Source organism: Burkholderia sp. 3C, assembly GCF_054589155.1.
Genome location: NZ_BAAILN010000136.1, coordinates 195,978 through 197,905, shown reverse-complemented (window position 1 = coordinate 197,905; position 1,928 = coordinate 195,978). Strand labels below are relative to the sequence as shown.

At 66.7% G+C, this 1,928-nt stretch carries 1 protein-coding gene; it reads left to right on the top strand.

What is annotated here, in order from left to right:
- The coding region (locus tag ACYP33_RS28890; RefSeq protein WP_459624794.1) for a TonB-dependent receptor at nucleotides 1-1,928 on the top strand (1,928 nt) is incomplete at both ends.

Here is a 1,928-nt window from a genome sequence, read left to right as displayed (position 1 = left end):
CGGCCGGCCGCGACACCGCGCTGCGCCGCGTGCAGGACACCGGCAGCCACCTCGGCCTCACACCGCTCGAAACACCGGCCAGCGTCGAGCTGATCGACCGCGCCACGCTGGACACGCGCGGCGACGCCTCGATCATCGATGCGATGAGCCGCGCCGCCGGCATCGCCGCCTCGCCCCATCCGGGCAACGGCAATGCCGAGCTGTCGGCGCGCGGCTTCGTGGGCGCGTCGTCGGTCACGCAACTGTTCGACGGCGTGCGCCCCTACGGCGCGATCGGTGCGACCTACCCGTTCGATACCTGGTCGGTCGATCACATCGACGTGCTGCGCGGCCCGGCCTCGGTGATCTACGGCGAAGGCGCGATCGGCGGCGTGGTCAACATCGTGCCGAAGAAGCCGACGCGCACGCCGATCGAGAACGAACTGCAGGTGGGCATCGGCACCGAACGCACCGCGCGCGCCGCGTTCGGCAGCGGCGGCGCGATCAACGACCGCCTGTCGTACCGCTTCGACATCAGCGGCAACCGCTCGGCGAACTGGGTCGATGCGGGCAACTCGCGCAATCTTTCCGTGTCGGGCGCGTTGCGCTACGACGTCACGCCCGACCTGTCGATCACGGCCTCGTACGCGCAAGGCTACCAGCAGCCGATGCGCTATTTCGGCGTGCCGCTCGTCAACGGCGCGCTCGACACGGCACTGCTTAAGAAGAACTACAACGTCGGCGACAGCCTGATTTCGTTCCGCGACAGTTGGGCCACGCTGACGGCCAACTGGCAGCCCACCGAGCAACTGAACGTGACGAGCACGTTCTACCGGATGAAGAGCAACCGCCACTGGAAGGATGCGGAGTACTACACGTTCCAGCCGGCCAGCGGCCTGATCGCGCGCAGCAGCTACACGGAAATCTTCCACGACCAGCAGCAGTTCGGCAATGTGACCACCGCCACCGTCGACAGCAGCGTGCTCGGCCATCGCAACACGTTCTCGGCCGGCTTCGAGTTCAATCACACCACGTTCACGCACACCAACAACTCGCCGTATTCGGGCAGCTCGCTGGTCGATCCGTTCGCGTTCGATCCGGGCAGCTTCATCAACACGGCGGGCACGCTGCCGAAATACGATTCGCAGGCCAACCAGTACGCGCTGTTCGCCGAGGACCGCCTCAAGCTCACGTCGCGCTGGTCGGTGGTGGGCGGGCTGCGCTACGACCATGCCAGCGTCAACCGCGACGATCTCGTCAACGGCGGCAGCTTCACGCGGGTTTATGCGAACACCGGCTGGCGGCTCGGCACCGTCTACGACATCGCGCCGAACTTCACCGTGTACGGCCAGTATTCGGTGGCGGCCGACCCGGTCAGCTCGCTGCTGATGCTCAATTCGTCGAGCGCCAACTACAAGCTCGCCACCGGCCGGCAGATCGAGATCGGCTTCAAGCAATCGCTGCTCGACGGCCGCGCCGAGTGGACGCTGGCCGCCTACCGGATCGTCAAGGACAACCTGGTGGCCGCCGATCCGCAGAATCCAAACCAGTCGATCCAGATCGGCCAGCAATCGTCGCGCGGCATCGAGGCGAGCTTCGGCGCGCAGGTCACGCGCGATCTGCGCGTGGATGCGAACGTCGCGGTGCTGCGCGCGAAATACGACGATTTCACCGAGCAAAGCGGCGGCGCGCTGGTCTCGCGCGACGGCAACGTGCCGGCCTCGGTGCCGCAGCGCCTGGCGAACCTGTGGGTGAGCTGGCGCTTCGCGCCCGAATGGACCGGCATCGGCGGCCTGCGCTACGTGGGCAAGCGCTATGCCGATACGGCGAACCAGTTGTCGATGGCCTCGTACACCACCGTGGATCTGGCGCTCGCCTGGAAGCCGCGCAAGGACACCACGATCACGGCCCGCGCCTACAACGTGTTCAACCGGCACTACGTGGAAAGC